At 36.4% G+C, this 20,876-nt stretch carries 18 protein-coding genes; 11 read left to right on the top strand and 7 right to left on the bottom strand.

What is annotated here, in order from left to right; all coding sequences use genetic code 11:
• The first annotated feature begins 25 nt into the window (after nt 1-25).
• The 3 genes from tkt (at nt 26) to A3Q33_RS17495 (ending at nt 4,877) form a co-directional block, all read left to right on the top strand.
• A complete protein-coding gene (gene tkt / locus A3Q33_RS17505) occupies nt 26-2,044 on the top strand; it encodes a transketolase (protein ID WP_081181067.1) in 2,019 nt (672 codons plus the stop codon).
• 126 nt (nt 2,045-2,170) lie between these two features.
• Nucleotides 2,171-3,820: a glucose-6-phosphate isomerase gene (gene pgi, locus A3Q33_RS17500; RefSeq protein WP_081181066.1), complete on the top strand. Its 1,650-nt coding sequence runs from the start codon at nt 2,171-2,173 to the stop codon at nt 3,818-3,820.
• Between the two features lie 82 nt (nt 3,821-3,902).
• Nucleotides 3,903-4,877: an aldose epimerase family protein gene (locus A3Q33_RS17495; protein ID WP_081181065.1), complete on the top strand. Its 975-nt coding sequence runs from the start codon at nt 3,903-3,905 to the stop codon at nt 4,875-4,877.
• A gap of 149 nt (nt 4,878-5,026) precedes the next feature.
• On the opposite strand, the gene A3Q33_RS17490 is transcribed toward A3Q33_RS17495, so the two are convergent.
• The 3 genes from A3Q33_RS17490 to A3Q33_RS17480 all read right to left on the bottom strand — a co-directional run bounded on the left by A3Q33_RS17490 (nt 5,027) and on the right by A3Q33_RS17480 (nt 8,612).
• Nucleotides 5,027-6,376: an MATE family efflux transporter gene (locus A3Q33_RS17490; protein ID WP_081181064.1), complete on the bottom strand. Its 1,350-nt coding sequence runs from the start codon at nt 6,374-6,376 to the stop codon at nt 5,027-5,029.
• Between the two features lie 79 nt (nt 6,377-6,455).
• A complete protein-coding gene (locus A3Q33_RS17485; RefSeq protein ID WP_155866799.1) occupies nt 6,456-7,496 on the bottom strand; it encodes a LacI family DNA-binding transcriptional regulator in 1,041 nt (346 codons plus the stop codon).
• Between the two features lie 156 nt (nt 7,497-7,652).
• A complete protein-coding gene (locus tag A3Q33_RS17480; protein WP_081181062.1) occupies nt 7,653-8,612 on the bottom strand; it encodes an SMP-30/gluconolactonase/LRE family protein in 960 nt (319 codons plus the stop codon).
• A 388-nt stretch (nt 8,613-9,000) separates the two neighbouring features.
• On the opposite strand from A3Q33_RS17480, the gene A3Q33_RS17475 reads away from it, so the two are divergent.
• Nucleotides 9,001-10,389, top strand: coding sequence for an alkaline phosphatase (locus A3Q33_RS17475; protein WP_081181061.1), 1,389 nt, complete (start codon nt 9,001-9,003; stop codon nt 10,387-10,389).
• 441 nt (nt 10,390-10,830) lie between these two features.
• On the opposite strand, the gene A3Q33_RS17470 is transcribed toward A3Q33_RS17475, so the two are convergent.
• Both A3Q33_RS17470 and mobC read right to left on the bottom strand, forming a co-directional pair.
• Nucleotides 10,831-13,101, bottom strand: a complete 2,271-nt coding sequence (locus A3Q33_RS17470) for a relaxase/mobilization nuclease domain-containing protein (RefSeq protein WP_081181060.1) — start codon at nt 13,099-13,101, stop codon at nt 10,831-10,833.
• The gene (gene mobC / locus A3Q33_RS17465; RefSeq protein ID WP_081181059.1) at nt 13,098-13,784 is read right to left on the bottom strand and encodes a plasmid mobilization relaxosome protein MobC; all 687 of its coding nucleotides are present in this window, start codon (nt 13,782-13,784) and stop codon (nt 13,098-13,100) included. Before mobC ends, A3Q33_RS17470 begins: the two co-directional genes overlap by 4 nt.
• A gap of 681 nt (nt 13,785-14,465) precedes the next feature.
• Here mobC and A3Q33_RS17460 point away from each other — a divergent pair.
• From A3Q33_RS17460 to A3Q33_RS20760, 4 genes are all read left to right on the top strand, one after another.
• The gene (locus A3Q33_RS17460; protein WP_081181058.1) at nt 14,466-14,693 is read left to right on the top strand and encodes a hypothetical protein; all 228 of its coding nucleotides are present in this window, start codon (nt 14,466-14,468) and stop codon (nt 14,691-14,693) included.
• Nucleotides 14,694-14,704: 11 nt separating this feature from the next.
• Nucleotides 14,705-15,730, top strand: a complete 1,026-nt coding sequence (locus A3Q33_RS17455; protein ID WP_081181057.1) for a tyrosine-type recombinase/integrase — start codon at nt 14,705-14,707, stop codon at nt 15,728-15,730.
• A gap of 252 nt (nt 15,731-15,982) precedes the next feature.
• On the top strand, nt 15,983-16,393 hold the full coding sequence (locus tag A3Q33_RS17450) for a hypothetical protein (protein WP_081181056.1): 411 nt from the start codon (nt 15,983-15,985) through the stop codon (nt 16,391-16,393).
• Between the two features lie 313 nt (nt 16,394-16,706).
• Nucleotides 16,707-17,138, top strand: coding sequence for a hypothetical protein (locus tag A3Q33_RS20760; RefSeq protein ID WP_196797991.1), 432 nt, complete (start codon nt 16,707-16,709; stop codon nt 17,136-17,138).
• Nucleotides 17,139-17,782: 644 nt separating this feature from the next.
• Here the strand turns inward: A3Q33_RS20760 and A3Q33_RS17440 are convergent.
• Nucleotides 17,783-18,694 carry a haloalkane dehalogenase gene (locus A3Q33_RS17440; protein ID WP_081181055.1) on the bottom strand — a complete coding sequence of 304 codons (912 nt, stop codon included), beginning with the start codon at nt 18,692-18,694 and terminating at the stop codon, nt 17,783-17,785.
• 51 nt (nt 18,695-18,745) lie between these two features.
• Entirely contained in the window at nt 18,746-19,126 is a 381-nt protein-coding gene (locus tag A3Q33_RS17435; RefSeq protein ID WP_081181054.1) for a hypothetical protein, read from the bottom strand.
• A gap of 153 nt (nt 19,127-19,279) precedes the next feature.
• Here A3Q33_RS17435 and A3Q33_RS17430 point away from each other — a divergent pair, with 153 nt between their 5' ends.
• The 3 genes from A3Q33_RS17430 to A3Q33_RS17420 all read left to right on the top strand — a co-directional run bounded on the left by A3Q33_RS17430 (nt 19,280) and on the right by A3Q33_RS17420 (nt 20,858).
• Entirely contained in the window at nt 19,280-19,903 is a 624-nt protein-coding gene (locus tag A3Q33_RS17430) for a TetR/AcrR family transcriptional regulator (protein ID WP_196797990.1), read from the top strand.
• Nucleotides 19,904-19,988: 85 nt separating this feature from the next.
• On the top strand, nt 19,989-20,420 hold the full coding sequence (locus tag A3Q33_RS17425; protein ID WP_081181052.1) for a hypothetical protein: 432 nt from the start codon (nt 19,989-19,991) through the stop codon (nt 20,418-20,420).
• Nucleotides 20,421-20,489: 69 nt separating this feature from the next.
• Nucleotides 20,490-20,858 (top strand): MmcQ/YjbR family DNA-binding protein, encoded by a 369-nt coding sequence (locus tag A3Q33_RS17420; protein ID WP_081181051.1) that lies wholly within the window; start codon nt 20,490-20,492, stop codon nt 20,856-20,858.
• The last annotated feature ends 18 nt before the right edge of the window (nt 20,859-20,876 follow it).

Below are 20,876 nucleotides of genomic sequence, written 5' to 3'. Positions count from 1 at the left end.
AACAACAAAATCAAAGGATAAAATCATGACGTCTTCAAGGCAGCATCTCGCTAATGCCATCCGCACTTTAACAATGGATGCAGTACAAAAAGCAAAATCAGGTCATCCCGGCGCACCTATGGGCATGGCAGACATTGCCGAAGTATTATGGAATGATCACTTAAAACATAATCCTTTAAATCCTAATTGGACCGACAGAGATCGCTTTGTATTAAGCAATGGTCATGGCTCAATGTTAATTTATTCGCTACTTCATTTAAGTGGTTATGATTTACCTATTGATGAATTAAAACAATTTAGACAATTACATTCAAAAACCCCTGGTCACCCTGAATATGGTTATACCGTTGGTGTTGAAACAACAACAGGACCATTAGGTGCAGGTATTTCTAATGCTGTGGGTATGGCTATCGCTGAAAAAACATTAGCAGCGCATTTTAACCGCCCTAACTTTGATGTTGTTGATCACTATACTTACTGCTTTCTAGGCGATGGCTGCTTAATGGAAGGTATTTCTCATGAAGTCTGTTCATTAGCCGGTACCCTGGGCTTAGGCAAGTTAGTCGCCTTTTGGGACGATAACGGTATTTCAATTGATGGTGAAGTAGAAGGTTGGTTTACCGACAACACCCCTGCTCGCTTTGAAGCTTATGGCTGGCATGTGATCAGCGACGTTGATGGCCATGACCCGATTGCCATCAATAGCGCCATTGAACAAGCTAAAGCGGTTTTAGATAAGCCAACAATGATTTGTTGTAAAACCACCATTGGTTTTGGCTCGCCTAATAAATCGGGCTCACATGATTGCCATGGTGCACCGTTGGGTGACGATGAAATCGCAGCAGCAAGAGAGTTTTTAAACTGGCCACATGCGCCATTTGAAATTCCACAAGACGTTTATAACGGTTGGGATGCGAAAGCTAAAGGTAATACTGCAGAGTCAGCATGGACTAGCTTATTTTCAGCTTACCAAGAAAGTTACCCTGAATTAGCGAGTGAATTTAACCGTCGTGTTATCGAACAAAAATTACCTGACTCATTTGAGCAAAAAGCAGATCAATATATCAGCCAATGTCAGCAACAAGGTGAGAACATTGCTAGCCGTAAAGCATCACAGAACTCAATTGAACAATTTGGCGCTATTTTACCTGAATTATTAGGTGGCTCTGCCGATCTAGCGGGCTCTAACTTAACCTTATGGTCGGGTTCAAAAGGCATTTCAGCGGATGATGCAGATGGTAACTATCTTTACTACGGTGTACGTGAATTTGGTATGAGCGGCATCATGAATGGTTTGTCGTTGCATGGTGGTTTCATCAACTACGGCGCTACGTTTTTAATGTTTATGGAATATGCACGTAATGCGGTACGTATGTCGGCATTAATGGGTATTCAAAACATATTTGTTTATACCCACGACTCTATAGGTCAAGGCGAAGACGGTCCTACTCATCAACCTATTGAACAAATAGCTAACTTGCGCATGACACCTAATTTAACGACATGGCGCCCATGTGATGCCGTTGAATCAGCGGTTGCTTGGAAAGCGTCAATTCAAAAACAAGATGGCCCAAGTGCATTAATCTTTAGTCGCCAAAATTTACCACATCAACAGCGTGATAGTGCGCAAGTTAATGCAATTGCCAAAGGTGGTTATGTTTTAGTTGATTGTGCGAGCACGCCTGACGCTATTTTAATTGCCACAGGCTCTGAAGTAGGTATAGCAGTTGATGCTGCAAAAGCATTAACCGCGCAGGGAAAAAACATTCGTGTTGTCTCTATGCCAAGTACTACCCTTTTTGATCAGCAATCAAGTGATTATCGAGAAAGTGTTTTACCGGCATCAATTGCTTCTGTTGTTGCTATTGAAACGGCACATGCTGATTTTTGGCATAAATATGTCGGTAGAACCGGTGAAATAATTGCGATGAGATCTTTTGGTGAATCGGCTCCTGGCGCTGATTTATTGAACCATTTTGGCTTTACCACTGAAAATGTTATTACCACCACATTAACGGTTATTGAGAGAAATCAAATAGCTTAGGTTGATACCTCACGTTATCAATCAAATAAAGTTAGCACTAATTACCAACCTCACTAGTTAAGCATTCTATATCGAAGCAAGAGTAAGCCTAACTAGTGAGATTAATATCACATTGGAAATATGAATATGCAACCTAGAACTTCATTGAAAAGCTGGCAGGCATTAGTTGATCACGCCGAAAAAATGAAAAACCAACACATGAGTGATTTATTTAAAGAAAATCCTCAACGTTTTAATCAGTTTTCTATTAAATTGGCTCCATTCTTACTTGATTACTCTAAAAACGTAATCGACAAGCAAACCATGACCAAACTTTTAGAGCTAGCTAAAGAATGTGACATTGAAGGATGGCGCAAAAAAATGTTTGCTGGTGAACGTATAAACCCCACCGAAGACCGTTCTGTATTACATGTTGCTTTGCGTAACCGCTCTCATAAACCCATTACCCTTGAAGGTAAAAATGTTGACGAAGATGTGCAACAAGCACTGAATAAAATGAAAATATTTTCAGACAATATACGTCAAGGACGCTGGAAAGGATATTCAGGGAAACGCATTACCGATGTTGTTAGTATCGGTGTTGGTGGTTCTAATTTAGGCCCTCAAATGGTTACAGAAGCACTTAAACAATATAGTGATAATAGTGTTAATGTGCATTATGTTTCAAATGTTGATGGCACTCAAATAGCCAATGTATTAAGACCTTTAAATCCAGAAAAAACCTTATTCATTGTGTCGAGTAAAACATTTACTACCACCGAAACTATGACTAATGCTAAAACAGCAATGCGTTGGTTGGTTGCTTCTTCATTTGATGACTCAGCCATTGCAAAACACTTTGTTGCCGTTTCATCTAACAAAAAGAATGCGACTGAGTTTGGTATCGAACCAGAAAATATTTTTGATATGTGGGACTGGGTTGGCGGTCGTTTCTCTTTATGGTCGGCAATCGGTTTACCTATCGCAATAGATCTTGGTTTTGAGAAATTTATTGAGCTTTTAGAAGGAGCGCATGATATTGATAATCACTTCTGTGATGCGCCGTTAGAAGATAATGCTCCGGTCATTTTAGCTTTATTAAGTTTATGGAATTGCACCTTTCTAGGGGCACAATCTCAAGCAATACTCCCTTATGATCAGTCTTTACATATGTTGTCCGCATATTTACAACAAGCTGAAATGGAAAGTAATGGTAAGTCTGTTTCTTGGGATGGTGAAACAATTGAATACCCCACTGTACCGACTATTTGGGGCGAAATAGGCATTAATGGTCAACATGCTTTTTATCAATACTTACACCAAAGTAATAATATTGTTCCGGCAGATTTCATTGGCTCTGTAGAGAGTGTTACACCCGTAAAAGGTCATCATCAAACTCTTATGGCTAACTTTTTTGCCCAAACTCAAGCATTAATGCAAGGTGTTAATGAGCAACAAGTTAGAGAAGATTTAAAAGCAAAAGGCAGAACATCCGAATACATTGATAAAGTTGCGCCGCACAAAGTACATAAAGGCAATAGACCTACCAATACAATTTTGATGGATCGTATATCACCCCGTTCAATAGGGAGTTTAATTGCTTTATATGAACATAAAATATTTACCCAAGGTATTCTTTTGAAAATATGTTCATTTGACCAATGGGGAGTTGAATTAGGTAAAGGCCTTGCTAATAATATTCAAGCGGAGTTAGCCAAAGAAACAATAAACGAAAAACATGACAGTTCAACAAAAGGGTTAATGAGCTTTTATCAAGAACGTAAACGGTTGAAATAATTCTCTAGCTTAGGTAAAAAATAGGTAATGGTTATGTTAGGTAATTGGATAGCTAAAAAACAATAAGGAAACTACGTTTCTCATGACGAAAATTAAAACATATGATATCAGTAATCATCAGAATGATAGATTGACCATCATAAACTTTGGCGCACGCCTGACAAGTTGGCAAACCACAGTTAACGATGAAATTCGTAATATTGTTTTAGGGTATAAGACACTTGAAGATTACCTTACCGACCCTTTTTATATGGGCGCAATTGTTGGGCCTTACGCGAATAGAATAGCCTTCGCTCGAAGTACAGTTGGCGGTGAAGAAATTACTTTAACGGCTAATGAAGATCAAAATCAATTACATGGTGGTGACAATGCATTAGCTCACCAATTTTGGCAATGTAGTCAACATGATGAAAGCTCGGTAACCCTAACCTGCACATTAGCTGATGGGTTTAATGGTTATCCTGGTAGTATTACCGTAGAGGTTAAGTATCATATTTCAGAAGCTAGCGAGTTAATCATCAGCATTCATGTGGAATCGTCGAAATTCACTATTGTTGGCCCGACGGCTCATCCTTATTTCAATTTAAATAAAGAACTTGACCATTATGTTCAGCCTAAAGCACATAATGTACAAATATTTAGCGATCATTACACTCCGGTTAATGATAAAGGAATTCCTACTGGCGAAATAAAATCCGTACAAAATACAGAATTTGATTTTAGATATTCAAAAGAAGTTTCTTCAAGCAATAACTCACAACAACTTGATCATAACTTTCTTGTTTCATTGACTGATACCACAACTGATTTAAGCTGTTTTAAACTCGCTAGCATTGAGAGTAACGATAAAAAATTAACACTACATGCTAGTTCAAATTATCCGGCGGTTCAGGTATATACAGGTATGCATTTAAAGGCACCTTTTACCAAAAACCAAGGCATTTGTTTAGAGCCACAATTTAGCCCTGACAGTCCTAATCAAGTAAACTTTCCGTTTCATTTTACCTCGCCAGAGCAACCTCTAAATACAATCATTAGTTATAAACTAACGAAGTAAACAAGTATTAGTCAGAGCAATAGTTGGTAGGAATAAGCAGTAGAATAGCTCAGCTTAGGTCACAAGCTGAGCTCAGAGACATAGCAGTTAACAAACTATGTCTTTTAGTAGTAATTTGAAGTGCTAATTTAGAGTACAAATTTAAAAACCTAATCAGCTGCGAGATTTCTTAACCAACGTTTTTGTCTCATTCTAAAGATAAACATTCCTGCTTTACAAAACTCTTCTGAATAAGCCGTAACCACCACCCAAAATAATGGCCATTGAAAGTAAAAAGCGGCTAAAAAAGTCAGTGGAATACTAACAACCCAAAGGCCAATAAAGTCGATTAATAGACATTTTTTGTTATCACCTCCCGCACGTAAAATCCCCATCGACAATGTCATATTAAGCACTTTAATACAGGTCGAAAATATAATAAGTAAGAATATGTCTGACGCTAATGCCAGGGTATCCTGTGCCATTAGCTTAAACGGCATAAAAATAACATCTTGAAATGAATATATAATTAACGCTAATAAAAACGTAATAATAGGTGACCCAACAGAAAAAACCACACCGGTTTGCCAAGCTTCTTTAAAGTTATTAGCCCCTAACTTATTGCCCACAATAATAGAACAAGCTGAAGAAAAACCAATAAAAAATGCCATTAGTACGCCTTCTATTGGCGTTAACATGCTCATTACTGCTAATTCTTTTGTCCCCATTTGTCCGTAAATTAATTGATAAACAAAGGTGCCTAAAGACCAAACACCAAAGCTGATCATAATAGGAAAAATAAGCTTAATGAATTTCTTCCATTGAACTCGGTCATTAATTTCACTAAAGCTAGCGCGTTGAGGAAAGATGGGATGCGCTATTTTTTTCAAAAAACACACTATCACTAATAAATGCATTAAGCGTGAAATAGTAGTCGCCCAAGCAGCGCCATTAACCCCCATAGGCTCAATACCTAAACCCCCATTAATCAGCCAGTAATTCAAAACAACATTTAGACCAATCGCCAAGGAACTAAACACCATAGGCAACTTTACTTGGCCAGTGCCGCGTAAAGCATTTTCAAAAATAATAATAACTGCAAGAAAAAATAAACTGGGAAAAGTAATCCATAAATATTGCTCGCCAATAGCGATAACTTCAGGATCAGAGCTGGCTAGCATCAATACACTATCGGCATAATAAAAGGCAAGTATAACAATGGGTAAGAGTACGCTTAAAGCAAAGCTTATAGCCATAATAATTGTATTTTTTATTCTGTTAATTTGCCCGGCGCCAAAGTACTGTGAGGATAATACGCCCACACCTGAAGCAATGCCGGTAATAACAATTAAAAATACAAAAAATATACGGTTACTAATGCCAACAGATGCAACCGCACTATCTCCAAGATGAGATACCATAATGATATCGATCATCCCAAGTAAGGTAACTAAAATACTTTGTAGTGAAATAGGCCAAGCAAGTTTCGATGCTTTTTTAAAAAAACCGATAGTAAACATTGTGTTAAAGACTCTTAAATAGAGATAAAAATTATAAGATAGAGTTAATTAGTTGAGTCAACAGAGATTTTTTGGTTGATTAGTTCGTTGGTGCTTCAGCCGTTGATTCACGTTCAATAATTTTAAAATCAAGCACATTTCTAAACTCACGATTATTTGCTTTTGATAAATCTGAAAATTTACCTGAGGCAATAATATCAATCGCTAACTCAGCCATTTGTTGAATTGGCTGCCTAACGGTTGTTAAGTTAGGAGAAACGGTTACCGCAACATTACCATCATCAACCCCTGTAATTGATAGTTCTGCTGGTACTGCAATTCTATTCATATTAGCAACAGCTAAAACAGCGGCAGCCATTTCATCGTTTGCAGCAACAATAGCTGTTGGTTTATCGTCTAATGCGAGCATTTTCTTAGCGGCAACTAACCCAGATTCATAGGTAAAGAAACCTTGCTCTATATACTCAGGAGGGACATTAATTTTATTAGAACGTAATGCATCAAGGTAGCCTTGATATCGTAATCGACTTACCCCTTGGTTAGTATTACCAATAATATGCCCTATTTTGGTATGACCTTTACTAATTAATAGCTCTGTCATTTCAAAGCTGGCTTGATAATCGTCCATACATATATAAGGAGATATATTTAATTGTGTATCAGGGGAAATACGCACAAAAGTTATATTAGCTTCTTTCAAAGTAGCGAGTAGTTTAACGTTATCACAAACAGGCGGTAACAAAATTAGTCCATCAACTTGAGTTACTTCTATTAGGTCTGTAACAGACGCCAGAGACTTTTCAATATCGTCATCTATTTCATCAACAATTAAGTGATGCCCTGTCGTTCGACAGCTTTTTAAACCGCGTAATAAAAATTTACTAACATAGGAAGTATCTGAATCAAAATAAAGTAAGCCGATAAAAAAAGACTTATTACTCGCTAATCGGCGGGCTGCAACGTTAGGGCGATAATTCAAGGCTTTAACAGCTTCCATAACCAACTCTTTTTTCGCATTACTCACCTTAGTATCCTGGCTAAGCACTCTCGAGACTGTCATGCTCGATACACCTGCCCTTTCGGCTACATCTTTTATTCGAGCTCGTTTAGATACATTCACTAATATAAGACCCCTATTAATTATTTTATTCTATATTTTAACAAATTTTGGTAGCGATAACATTAAATGAGTTACTTTATCTACAAAAAAATTATTCTATTAAATAATAGAACTTATCTAAAAGAGGCAACATCATTCAAGTTCATTTTTCGTTTATCATTTATCGGTATAAACAAGACCGGGAATATTCACATCTATAGTATACAAACCATGGGTTGTCGTTATTAATAGTGTTTTCATATCCCTACCACCAAAAGAAATATTAGTTGCTTTAGGACCTACTGAAATTTTATCTAAAACTTTTCCTTCACTAGAGTATATATATATAACGCCTTCAGTATGGCTAGCTATGTAGATATTCCCCATGCAATCTACAGCCATACCATCAGGTGAGTTAACAAGAATAAATGGTTCTTTTTCACCAACCTTGCCATGTTTGCCTATTTGATATTTAACAATCTCATGATTGAGACTACCCACATAAAGTGTTTTTTCATCAGGAGATAACACAATACCATTTGGTTTATTTAATGACTTGTCGAGTAACATCAATGTGCCGTCAGACGTTATCGCATAAACGCCAGTATAAGGTGTTTCTTGCGTACGACCGCTAAGTTGCCAGTCTGGATCAGTGAAATATATCGTTCCATTCGTTGAATATACTAAGTCGTTTGGTGAGTTGAATTTTAGTTGTTGATAATTATCAACAATTGTTTCATTTTCCCCAGAAGCAATATGTATTTTCGACAAAGAGCGAGTGACATGATTCATTGTATAAATAAACTCACCAACCGACAGTAAACCGTTAGTACCTGCATCTTCTTTATAGATAGTGACTTCATTTGGTAAAATTAACTTATGAAGAGTAGATTTAGGACCGTTCTTTTGTGAACCACTAAAATCCATTTCTGAAAAATAAAACGCATTTTCTTTTTTTGACCAAGTAGGACCTTCTAAAAAAGTAAAATCGTCACTGACAAGTTTGAGCTTATTTTGACTACCGATAGGAATATAATCAGCCTGGCAATAACCTCTAATGTTTTTTGCTTCACTATTTATTGAGAATACAAGTGAAGTAGTTAGTAATGCAAAGCTACATAGGTATTTAAAGTTCATTGTTTATTCCATTTACAAATTTATTATCATGTTGAATTAAGAACACATCATATTTCAACTTGTGTATTTGTCAAGTTGACTATAAGATGTGTTTAACATAAAAGTTACAGATAAGAATAAACAATGAAGATTTTTAAATTAATAGCCTAATAAACAGTAAGTTAAAGTGACTCCTTACTTTAAGATAAGTTACTATTAAATTCAGCATTTACGCCATAATTCAAAATAGGGCTGGCAGTTAATGATGATGTTGTTTCAGTAAAATCTTCTACGTTACAGAAAATTGTTGAGCAGCAAGCAAATTATACCATTTCACCATACTGTTAAAAAACATACTCGAAAGATCAACACACCCTATTTAACTCATTTAAGGATTACTAGAGACATTATGAATAAAATATTTGCTACTTTCGCACTGACTTGCTTTACCCTTTCTTGTGCCAATGATCATAAAAGTACAGAAGTTGATACACAAAGCGTTACAACCTATTCAACACCTAAAAATATCATTATGATTATTGGTGATGGTATGGGCCCTGCTTATACAACCGCTTATCGTTATTTTAAAGATGATCCAAATACACCTAAAGTAGAAAATACCGTATTCGACAGACATCTTGTTGGTATGAGCAGTACATACCCCGATACCCAGCATCATTACGTAACAGACTCTGCTGCAAGTGCTACAGCATTATCGAGCGGTATTAAAACATATAACGGTGCTGTTGGTGTCGATATCAATAAAAACGCTGTAGAAACCGTATTAGAACGAGCAAAATCAGTAGGAAAAAAAACGGGTATAGTGGTTACTTCTCAAATTAATCATGCAACGCCTGCTTCATATTTAACACATAACGAAAGCCGTTATAGTTACAATGAAATTGCCGATAGCTTTTTAGATAATGGTATTAAAGCTGATCTATACCTTGGTGGTGGTTGGAAGTACTTTATAAGAGAAGACAGAAACTTAGTTAACGAATTTAAAGAAAAAGGATTTACATACGTTGATACCTATCAAGCGCTTGAAACAATAACTGAGTCAAAACCTTTGTTAGGTTTATTTGGTGATAGTGGATTATCTTCGGCATTAGATGATTCTAATAAGCATCGCCTTTCAACTATGACTAAAGCAGCAACTAAACAACTAGAAAACGAAAACGGTTACTTTATGTTGATAGAAGCAAGCCAAATTGACTGGGGTGGACACTCTAATGATATAGCTTTCGCAATGGGAGAAATTGATGATTTAGCTAAAACACTTGAATACTTAGAGTCTTACGTTAAAAGTCACCCTGATACATTGATTGTAGTAACAGCAGATCATAGCACTGGCGGTTTTACGTTAGCAGCAAACGGGGCTTTTGAATGGAAGCCCGAAATACTTAGAACGATGAAACAGTCTACTCATTCAATTGCCAACACATTGGAAATGAAGGATATAACGCAAATAAACGTGAATACTTTGTTTAATTTTGAACTAACAAAAGATGAGTTATCATCATTAATAACCGCTAAAATCGACGCAATTGCCGCTAATAAAATTATCAGTATTACCGATAGAGAAAAATCTAAAACTATTGATGTTAACACTGCATTATATATTGCGGTAAAAGCAATCATTAATACCAGAACAAACAGCGGTTGGACATCTTCAGGCCACACAGCCGTTGATGTACCTGTATTTGCTATGGGTGCCAACAAAGAATTATTTAATGGTTTTCAAGATAATACCGACATTGCTAAAAAAATATTCTCTTTATTAAATGAAAATAAATAAACATTACCTCTAGAAACAAGTGCACGTTTTATAGATAAAAACTAGAGATAGAGATTTGAACTCTACTCGAAGGTTTAGCGCTACAAACCCTTTTTAAACCCAGAAAAGCAAAAAATCCGTTAACTCTTTCGAATTAACGGGCTTCTCTTAATGTGGCGCTGAGATAGAGATTTGAACTCTTAGAAGGCTACAAACACTTGCCAGTTACCAAGACTGAAACCAAACCGGAGTATCTATTTGTTATCATAAATCACGCTCAGCAAATAAGTTTTTCTTAACATAGACACTTAACTGTTACTCTTAGACCGTCAACTGAACTTTACTTTATAGCTCTGAAAGGCATGATTTACCTTAGCTGTATATAAAACTAAGCCAACAATTTTTATTCATCCCGAATTTAAACTACTACCATTGAAGTTATACATTAATAACAAAATAGATTTACAAATATCGTGTATATGGCCCACTTTCAAACTTACGATTATTCTCGACGTTTACCGGTATTGTTAATTCAACTTGATAACTTTCAAAAGCCAACTCTACCGCTTTGATTATATGTTCTTTCTTTAAATTATTTATGCCTATAGCGGAGTCCGGCTCATAAATTATCCCAAAGTTTTGCGATAAATAATACAGCATATCTTTTGATAACGATTGATCACTCACACTATTCCCTATCTTAAGCGCATTCTGCTTACACACTTCATAAGCATGCTGTCCTATTGCCTTTAATAAGGGATTATCATGCTTGACGTTATAAAATGTTAGCCAATGGTGAGCGGGTACGTTATGTAGCGTTGACATAAACAACGCCGCTAATGCCCTTTTGTTATGTATCGATTCAACATAGAAAGTTTCTGGCGTTAGTTTATTAAATTGCGCTTCACGTTCATGATAGTCACTTTCATCAAACAGTTGTTTTACATCCACCGCACTTTGCCGTTTAACGTCAATAACATGAGGGTCTTTTTCATTCGTTACTGTGCCTAACAAATGAGTGTCTGGTATGCCGAGCAATTCTTTTACAAACTGAAGAAAGGCTTTTACTAAGGCGAGTAAAAGCTCAACGAACCGCTGTATTTCTTTATCGGTGAGACGTTTTTGACGTACTAATTCGTCCTTTTTATATATAAAACTATACGTTTCTGCCCAATTGGGTTGAAGGACAAAATAACAACGCTGTGAACGTCTAAAGAGCATAAAGTTGGGGTCAAATTTTTTATTCTGCCTAAATTCAGTCGTTTTCTGCTTTAGTGCATTCAATTTTTTAAACATGACTGGGGAAAGCTCAGCAACGATAAAGTTTGTTTGCGGAAAAAAATCTTGAGATGAATTATCGACGGTGAATGAAGGTGTATTTTGCACGGTTTGAATAGGCACGGGGTTAACGGCTACTTTTACGGGGATATGCACTTTTTTACTTAAAGGAAGCAACGTTTGAATAGCCGTTTCAGGGGGAGTTCCAGGGAAAGGCAATGTTTGTGAAGGTAACACATGAGCCGCTGTATTAATTTGACGAGTTGTCTGCATTAGTACCTTTTCTTCATCAGGCGCTAATGGGAAAATGAAGTTTTCTTTTTCGGCGAAAGTGACTGACGATAACGCCCTTTTGACGTCATAATTTCTATCACTTATTGCAGTTAACCTCTCAATCTCATTTTGTTTGAAATGTAGTTTTTGTGAATGTTCCTGAGTGTTTATGCCACTAAATAGACTGGCGGCGCTAAAGGGTTTGTTAAATTTTTCATGTCCCAATGAAACCTCAAGTTTACTCCCTCTATAGGGACACCCCTTAAATAAAAAGCTAATGCCATTTATACATTTTTGCTCATTATTTTTATCAAGCCTAAATTGTAAGTGCGGTGATACTTGCCTCGAGCGCAAGTACAACAAAAAGCTTTCAACGGGTTTATTTTTATTTAACGCGTAAGTCTGTGCCTGCTTTATTAATTGAATAAGCTTGCTTTGACTGTTTTGATAATGAATGTCTGATTTAACCACATGATTGAGCTTATTTACTGACTGTTGAACTGCCGGTATATTGACTTTAGTCAACGCGCTAGCACCCTCTTTTTGCGCGGTATTTACACTTTCTTTTAATCTAATGACTTGCTGACGACAATATTTACTTCTTGAACTAAGCACTACTTTTGACGGTGATTCTTTTTGTGTTGGTGCAGCGCTTATTACTAACCCTTTTTTTTGAAGGGCGCGTTCAATGTTGACTCTTGCTTTCATTGAACGATGTTGATTGTTACTGCTCTTTACTTGTACATAACGAGAATTTTCTTCGTCGAGTTTAAGGTTATTGATCACTATATGTGCATGTTCTTGCAAGGTGTCATTATGTTTTGTTGCGATCCAGCTACAACCACTGTACCCCATATAATCGAGGTAATCATTAATGATCAAGAGCCAATCTTCATTTGAAAGCGCTTCATTTTTAGCAAGAGAGATAACAATATGATCAGATGTATTTTTTGCTCGTTGATTAAACTCATTTGGCAATGACATTTCTTGTTTTAACCGAGCAAGAATGACTTTATCAATGACCTTTTTATCATTAATAATGACAATAGGTGATGGTGTTATGCAATTGCTGCCCAACCACTCTACTTGCTCAACCTTCGCGTCATCACTTAAGCCTATAACATATTCTATACGAACATTTTGAACCGCTTTATAGTCCCTTTTTAAAAGCTTTATGATCATAAGTCACTTTCATCAAGCATTTTAGAAAATAGGGTTTGTAAATCCCCTAGGGTTGCATTTAGATTAACCACCAAATGCGACACGCTAACCTCATCTTGTTGGTTAAGCTTGATAGTATTTAACGCTCGTGTCGCTTGATTTAGGTTATTCCCGATCCGTTTTAAGTGGTGTAACTGATTGGTAATATTATCACTATGGCTGCACTTAATTGGGGAACTGACGTTTTGATTGGCACAAGAAGGATCTTGAACAAATCGCCTTAATATGACTGAGGTCGTCAAATGCTTGTCTTTAGCATATCCATTAAAATCGCTATATTCTGTTTCACTCACCCGAAAAGCGAGGCGCTTGGCTAACTTCACAGATGACTTAGAGGATCGCTTACTACGCGTTTTACGCGCGGAAACTTTATTTACTGCAAGCGTATTGTCATTTGTTCGAATTTCTATTGCAGATACAGGAGAATCGCATATAGATGGAATGACAGGAGTAGGCCTAGACTCTTTCGTTAATGTTACTTCAGGAGCAAGGTCTGCATGTCCCGACGTTACATTCCGCCTTTTCTTAACCTTTCTACTTTGTAGTTTAGGTGTTAACTTTTGTTTTTCAGGCACTAGAGCCTGTACTTTTTTTGCTTCTACTTTTTTAATTTTTCTTAAAAATAACTTAATAAACTTCAACATAACAACAACCTCAAAAAAATAATATTTTTATAAAACTTCTATTTAAAAAATCTTTTCGTTGTTGTTTGTTTCTAGCCGACAGGCGTTTAATATTTTGTCGTCAGACAAAATCGAGCGTATTTGTTCGACAAATACATACCTCGCAGACGCTTATCGACCTTTTTATCATTTCATACTTAAACGCCCCCCGTAAAGGCCCCTTCTAAACTTTCGATTCATAAATGTGAAAAATGTCACATTTTTAAGATGATTATTAAAAATAAAAAAATAATTTAAAAATAAATTGGAGGATAGATTGGATGGTAGATTTTAGCTTCATTTTGTCAATCGATTGCTTATACCGAGAAAAATCAAGATAAAGCATTTATTAACAATGTGTTACAAAAATAATAATAACATATTAAGTTAAAAGTGACTTTAATAGAAACACATTTAAAAAATACGTCAAGTAAAATTAGATAGTAACATAAAAACGATAAAAAACAACGTGTTGCATATTTCAGAAAGCGTGGTAATCTATAAAGGTGAGTAAAGCTATAGCCAATTGTCATCTTCCTGCTCACAGCATATTAAAGGGGGTTGACGAGGTGTACTCTATGTACCAATTAAACCGTATTTTGAATAAAAAACATTGCTCAGCAAAACCAATCGTCAAGTCACTTCGTGTAAAAGGAGCTGACTATGAAAGACAATAACCCCTTAACAAAAATCGATATCCTCGGCTTCACATCGATCCAAAGTCTTACGGGGTACAACTGCTCCAGCAAGCAAGCTAAATGCTTAAGTGAACATAAAATTTACTATATAACAGGCAAGGATGGCAAAATTTACACGACGTCAAAGTGGCTTGAACAAGCACCTTATTCAAATCATTTCGCTACTAACGATAAAGTGAACTTAGACTTTTAAAGGAGATTATTATGGGTAGAAAACGTAAAAATAGTGCTGATAATAAACTGCCTGAGCGAGTATATCGTGGTAAATGTGCATTTGAGTTTAGAGCTAAAGCAGGCAAATGTTTTAAGCTTTGCGATCTAGATGCATCACTATCAGTCGTTTATAAAGCATACGAGGAAGCGCTTTTACTGACAAGTAACACCAATACAGTGATGCATTTAATAAATGAGTATCTTGAATCGACTGATTTTAAGGAAAAGTCCCCTAGAACCCAAAAGGACTACCATCAATACAAAAAAGATTTGATAAAAGCTTTTGGCCATATGAATACTAGAGCGGTAAAACCGCTTGATGTAAAAAAGTTTATCGATGCAAAAGCGATCAAGTCTGGTAACGCCCAAGCAAATCGACATAAATCAGCATTACAAGTCGTTTTTGCTTGGGCCGTTGTATATGAACAAAGTAAAATCAACCCTTGCGTCGGTGTAAAAAAATTAAAGGAAGTTGCTCGAAAGAAATATATCAGCGATGAAGAATACTTTTTAGTGAAAAAGTTTGCCTGCCCGGTTGTATTAGCATTATTAGAAATCATGTATTTATGTGCCGCTCGGCCGCAAGATGTATTAAAGATGAAATATGCTGACTGTCGTGACGAAGGGCTATTTATCGAACAATCCAAAACGGCCGTATCGCAAATCAAACGCTGGGGGCCAAGACTAAGAGCGGCGGTTAATCTGCTTAAAGTCACCTATCCTGATATAACCAGTGAATATGTGATATTTCAGCCAGCTAATGGGCGCAGATACACTAAATCTGGGTTTGATGAACGTTTTGCGAATCTGAAAGCAAAAATTTTAGCAGCCACAGGTAAAAAGTTGGATTTTACTATTCACGATTTCAAAGCAAAATCTATTTCAGATTTCGAAGGCAGTCTAGCAGAAAAGCAAGAAGCGGCTGGTCATACGAATATTCAACAAACTAAAGATTATCAGCGTAAGCCTGTCACCGTTGATACCGTTGAAACATCCAAGTTAAAAAAAGTGAGTTAATGACGTTTATCTCAAGCCTTGATGGATACTTTTTCAAGGCTTGAGGTATTAACAGTGATATCGGCTCTACCGCTAAAATATATTTTTATGCGGATGAATACCGTTAACTGAACTAACAAATAAAGTATGGTGCATTACGTTTTTTATATTCATCGATTAATCATGATTTTACGCTAGCTAATTTCACACTGAACGAGCTAGAAAAATACTAACGTGAATAAATGTCCGTATCCATTTTTATTGGCTCACGACATGGTTAAATTCGCTCTGCTTATTTCTGATGTGACCAGAATAATGTTCAATCCACAAGCTGAGGCGCTAATGCTAAAAACAGAAAAAGATTTATTATTAATCAAATCAGTTTTGAAAACATGTCACATTTTAATGATTGATGAAAGGCGTCTATTCATATCGCTTGGCCTAAAAGAGGCGTTAAATGTAAAAGCGCCAGAGAAGATGAAATTAACACAGGAAGAAACTGACATATTAACAAAGCTTATTCAAATTTACCTTTATCTTGATAGTTTTTGTGGTGGGAACATAGAATTTATTCATCATTGGATGAATACTGAAAATGAATATTTTGAAGGTGCACCGAGAGAATATTTTTATACTCAGCATGGGATTGATAAATTGTATAGTTACGTACAAAAATTCGGTTAAATAGAGCATTAAGTTTTAATAGCTAAGACTTTATCTGGCGATTTCTAATAGCAAGATTTAGCTTCATCTGCCAGACAGTTTCAAGTTCTATGATGCCTGTTTAGTTTTAATAGTTTAAGGCTTAAAAGAGCCTAAAGCGGACAAAAATCAGCCACTAAAAGCCACGTCCAAAAAAATCACTTTGATACGAGCACCTTATACTTTTATCATAATAGACACTAAAGCAACTAAAGTAGTCATATCACTTGATTAGCTCACTACTAACGCATTATATTTATCACTGAGCGTCGCTAAAGCCAACAAGGAATTATTAATGAAAGTTTATGCAGAAAAACTCGTTGAAACTGTAGTAGATAAGATTTGTGATGTTTGCGAACAGAGCGTAATGATCGAAGTAAATAAATACAAATATGAAGAATCTGGTGAGTTAAGAGCAAATTTTGGCTATGGCTCGAAAGAAGATGGCAAGATCTATCAGCTCGACTTGTGCGAGAGTTGCTTTAAAACAGCGCTGAATGCACTGAGAGATCTACGTAGAACAGAATTCATGTTTGATGAAACAAAAGATTCGTCAGATGAAAGATTCGGATTAGTTTCAGATAGTTTTATGATAGAGCAAGAAGAAATTATTGAAAAAGTAAAAGGATCGGAAAAAAGCATTCTATCAGATGTTAATATTAACGAAAATGTTAGTGATGATGAATCTTTACAAGATAGTATTGATGAAGATGTGCACACTAAGTAAATTTCAATAGTTAACATAAATTAGTTCAAACCTGACAGTCTTAAAGCCACCAAAGTGGTCAGTCATTATTCAACTTTTAACGATCTCTTAGTGCTCTGAACTTTCGTTAGCAACTCAAAAGCTAATGACCGCTTTTGGCTAATGTCAGAACTCTTGTCTTTAGTTAGTCATATGCTAAAGGCTTAAAAGAGCCTAAAGCAGACTACATGGGCAGAATAAAAACACCGAATTTAAAATATTGCTGCTGTTGAAGTTATTATGGGTAGTCTGATAATTAATAAAGTGTACCTGACCCCACATAAATACAAAATTAGATAATGAATTTTTTATAGATCCCCATTTTCAAACTTGCACAATCAATACTAAAGTTTACTTAAAACTCTGAAAGCGGACATTCTAACGTTAGAAATTGTAGGCATGAAAAATTAACTTTCTATCTCGCAATGGGGCACTTAGCGCCTTAGAATATATTGATTAATTCCTATTAAGAGATGGCCAAATTAATTGTCCATTAAAGTTACTAGCTACAATACTTTTCTAAAGTTTATTTTGGATATAATATTAACAAAAAAGGCCATACGGATTTCTTCGAAATCTTCAAGCCATTGAATGTTTAATCTAATGGATTTGTTAGGGATGTGGCTTTATTGATTAGCTATCCCAAAGTGAACAAGCGCTTTTTCAGCAATTTCAACACCGTATTCTTGAACAAAGTGTCCTGCCTCTGCAATTTTTAATGGTTCAGGGCAGCCTTTAATAAAGCTTCTTAATTTCTCCATTGGGCCTTCTCCTAATGCGGTGTCTTTCATGCCAATCGCCATAAAACTTTGACCGTTCCACTCTTTTGACCAAAATTCTCTTGCTCGTTTTCCGTGTTCAACACCATCCATCGTTGGCTCGACAGGCACCATGGCGGGAAAGCGTCTTACGCCTGCTTTATAGCTGTTGTCTGGAAATGGCGCATCGTAAGCTATAACATCCATCACAGACACTGCTGCCCCTGCGTCACATGCAAATAAACCACCTACTGGAATTTCGGGCACATTGGCGCACATATCTCGCCACTGATAAAAACCTTCAGAAGCGGTTTCACCAACCGATATTGCCGTGTTCATGACAATCAAGTTTTTAAATCGGTCTTGCATATCCATTGGGATCGTTAACCCTAATAAGCCGCCCCAATCTTGACAGACCAGCGTAATATTTCTCAGATCAAGGCGTTCAATAAATTGCATTAAACTGTCACGGTGAAAATCAAAGGTATAGACTGATTCATCAACGGGTTTATCTGAGCGACCAAAGCCAAACAGATCTGGCGCAACAACACGATGGCCTGCCCCTGTAAATATGGGGATCATTTTTCGGTATAAGTAGCTCCATGAAGGCTCACCGTGTAAACATAAAAAAGTTGTCTCGGATGATGAATCACCCTCGTCGATGTAGGCCATACGTAAAGACTCAAAACCCGATAAATCATCAATGTAGTTAGGTTGGTAAGGAAAAGCTGGTAATACAGAGAATCTTTCTTCTGGTGTTCTTAATGCTTTAATCGTCATAATATTTATCCTGAAAGTAGTTTGTTTAAGTTATGGTTATTTATTCTAAAGTTACTGGGTTTTACCTAAAAATAGGGATTTAAAAGGGAGTTCGGATACGCGCATACTACCAATGATAAAAACAAGCGCAGCAACAAGATCCATTACTGAGATATAGACAAAGACCTTTGGTGCCAACCCTAATGATGCTGCGTAAGTTACCGCAATAAAGCCGACCATTATTACTAATCCGTTCCAAACGATAATAGATGCACGGGCTTTAATATCTGACGTGGCCCAAAGTAATGCAGCCCCCATGAGCATAAAAGATGCACCTAATACCACCGTGATAATAAAGGTGTCTGCTTGAGGTGCTATCATCACTGAAATAATCATTCCTAGCGCGATTGGAAAGTTGAATAGCGCAGTAATTTGTACGAATTTTTTAAACATATTTAATTTACCTTTTAACCTATAGGTTATCTATATGACACTAATATGAAGTGATCGCTTTAGAATTAAATCTATTATGAAACGATCACTTTAAAATGTCAATAGGTTGAATTGACATTCTGAAGTGATTACTTCAGAATGGTATCATTAATTATGATTTTTGAGGGTGAAAGAGTGAAAGTAGGACGAAAAAGAGCATTTGATAAAGAGGTAGTATTAGATAAAGCGATGCGGTTATTTTGGACAAATGGGTATTCAAGTACTTCTGTTGCCAATCTATCTTCTGAGCTTGGACTAAATACGTCGAGTTTGTATGGAACGTTTGGTAATAAAGAACAGTTATTCAAAGAGTCACTGGTTCACTATGTAAAGCAATATGTAGAAGCTAACTATAAACACCTAGTAGAGCCATCAGATGTAACATTAAAAGAACGATTACAAGCTTGTTTCTATGGGCTTATTGAGCTATTCACCAATAATGAGACTCCCCGTGGATGCTTGCTTGTAAAAAGCGTTAATGAATCAGAGAGTATTGCATTTCCGGAAGACGTTGTTGTTTATATCAGAGAATTAGGCACTGAAACCAAGCAAATATTAACGAATTTGTTCGCGTCTGGTATTGCGAAGACTGATATGCCAAAAGGCCAAACGGCTGAAAAACTGGCTAATTATATTTTATCCGTTAGTTATGGACTGGCAGTTCAAGCAAAAGCAGGTCAGACAGAAGAGGAGTTAAAGTCAACCATGGATCATACGTTGAATTCCATTTTTAGTTAACACTAATTAAGAATTTGGTATTCGTACCATTCACTACAGAAGATAAATTTAACTAACTCTAAAAAATCAGGACATATAGGATATTTTGAATAACACATTTAAATTGAAACAATTCATCATTGTAATGTTACTGACGAGTATTTGGATCCACGTAGCCGAAGTGGCAAGAGCTATATTAGTTGCGTTTCCCATGATGGAAGCCTTCTATGCCGGAAAGTTAGCGGTTGGACCAATGGCAGTAAGTAATGCATTGATATGGGGAATCTGGGACACCATACTGGCGAGTACGATAGTATTTATCTACTGGTTATGCGCTCAAAGCTTTGGTAACAATGTAAAATCTATCATTATCTCAGCCACTGTAACTTGTATGGCAACGCTAGGTGTTTTTTGGATCGGATCGGTAAACTCAGGATTAGGAACGTGGGAAATGGCATATACCTTGGTTCCAATCGCATGGCTTGAAATGCTCATTGGCGCATTTTTAGCCAGTAAGCTATACGCTCGTTATCGCTAGAATAATAAAGGTGGCCAATTCTATTTACTTTAGCCTCTGTTAGTGGGGCTATAGCCAAAGAGCGACAAGATGAATTATAAAGAATTTAATGATTTCTGCCACGGATTAGAAGCAACCACTTATGTGGTCCAATGGCATAATTCTCATGTATGGAAAGTCGGCGGCAAGGTTTTTGCTATCGGAGGGTTGGGAAAAGATGATAAACCAGCATTTATTTTTAAAACATCTGAACTTAACTTTCATTTTCTCAGTGAATTACCAGGATATAAACCGGCACCATATTTTGCTTCCCGAGGAATGAAATGGATACAACATTATGAAAGTACGGAATATACTGATGACGACTTATCATATTACCTTAAAGAGTCTTATCGACTTGTTTCATTAGGCCTAACAAAGAAAATACAAAAAGAGCTAGGCTTAAACCAAAACCATTAAAATAGGTTTAGGTTTACA

The sequence above is a fragment of the Colwellia sp. PAMC 21821 genome, from assembly GCF_002077175.1.
In the GTDB taxonomy this organism is placed as follows: domain Bacteria; phylum Pseudomonadota; class Gammaproteobacteria; order Enterobacterales; family Alteromonadaceae; genus Cognaticolwellia.
Note: the sequence above shows the minus strand (reverse complement) of the source record. Positions and strands in the feature narration are given on the sequence as shown.

Bases quoted from the DNA above. Each gene is read 5' to 3' on its own strand.
- A3Q33_RS17435 (WP_081181054.1), bottom strand. From the start codon at position 19,126: ATGTTTAAAAAATTCGTACAAATTACTGCGCTATTCAACTTTCCAATC.
- A3Q33_RS17475 (WP_081181061.1), top strand. From the start codon at position 9,001: ATGAATAAAATATTTGCTACTTTCGCACTGACTTGCTTTACCCTTTCT.
- A3Q33_RS17430 (WP_196797990.1), top strand. From the start codon at position 19,280: ATGATTTTTGAGGGTGAAAGAGTGAAAGTAGGACGAAAAAGAGCATTT.
- tkt (WP_081181067.1), top strand. From the start codon at position 26: ATGACGTCTTCAAGGCAGCATCTCGCTAATGCCATCCGCACTTTAACA.
- A3Q33_RS17480 (WP_081181062.1), bottom strand. From the start codon at position 8,612: ATGAACTTTAAATACCTATGTAGCTTTGCATTACTAACTACTTCACTT.
- A3Q33_RS20760 (WP_196797991.1), top strand. From the start codon at position 16,707: ATGAAAGTTTATGCAGAAAAACTCGTTGAAACTGTAGTAGATAAGATT.
- pgi (WP_081181066.1), top strand. From the start codon at position 2,171: ATGCAACCTAGAACTTCATTGAAAAGCTGGCAGGCATTAGTTGATCAC.
- A3Q33_RS17490 (WP_081181064.1), bottom strand. From the start codon at position 6,376: ATGTTTACTATCGGTTTTTTTAAAAAAGCATCGAAACTTGCTTGGCCT.
- A3Q33_RS17440 (WP_081181055.1), bottom strand. From the start codon at position 18,694: ATGACGATTAAAGCATTAAGAACACCAGAAGAAAGATTCTCTGTATTA.
- A3Q33_RS17470 (WP_081181060.1), bottom strand. From the start codon at position 13,101: ATGATCATAAAGCTTTTAAAAAGGGACTATAAAGCGGTTCAAAATGTT.
- A3Q33_RS17450 (WP_081181056.1), top strand. From the start codon at position 15,983: ATGGTTAAATTCGCTCTGCTTATTTCTGATGTGACCAGAATAATGTTC.
- A3Q33_RS17460 (WP_081181058.1), top strand. From the start codon at position 14,466: ATGAAAGACAATAACCCCTTAACAAAAATCGATATCCTCGGCTTCACA.
- mobC (WP_081181059.1), bottom strand. From the start codon at position 13,784: ATGTTGAAGTTTATTAAGTTATTTTTAAGAAAAATTAAAAAAGTAGAA.
- A3Q33_RS17420 (WP_081181051.1), top strand. From the start codon at position 20,490: ATGAATTATAAAGAATTTAATGATTTCTGCCACGGATTAGAAGCAACC.
- A3Q33_RS17455 (WP_081181057.1), top strand. From the start codon at position 14,705: ATGGGTAGAAAACGTAAAAATAGTGCTGATAATAAACTGCCTGAGCGA.
- A3Q33_RS17495 (WP_081181065.1), top strand. From the start codon at position 3,903: ATGACGAAAATTAAAACATATGATATCAGTAATCATCAGAATGATAGA.